The 345-nt window shown below is 41.7% G+C and carries 1 protein-coding gene; it reads right to left on the bottom strand.

All coding sequences use genetic code 11. The annotated features are described in order from the left end of the window. The coding region (locus HC175_RS21485; protein ID WP_168139954.1) for an SAM hydrolase/SAM-dependent halogenase family protein at positions 1-345 on the bottom strand (345 nt) is incomplete at both ends.

Genomic DNA, 345 nt, shown 5'->3' with positions numbered 1-345 from the left:
ATCACGTTTCCTTTGATCTGGTTTTGATCTGAATTTATGAGTGGCTCCATCTCTTTGAGCTGCTTCACTTCCGGAATTATTTTTCCTATAACCTCCAGCGTACCTCCGCGGGCGAGATGTCCTGCCACCTTTACAAAAACATCGAGTACAGGAAAATTGCTCTGTACCTTATCATGGATGTTGATCTCCACAATTTTTTCAGGAACATATTCAGACGCAATGAGGGATAGAATTCCGTTGTTGGCACAAATAAAATAATGCCCGTCGAGTTTCAGGGCGATATGTTTATTTTCCGGAGTAAGTTCAGAATCAACACCAATGATGTGGATACTGCCTTCAGGAAAA

The organism is Salinimicrobium oceani (genome assembly GCF_012037645.1).
Note: the sequence above shows the minus strand (reverse complement) of the source record. Positions and strands in the feature narration are given on the sequence as shown.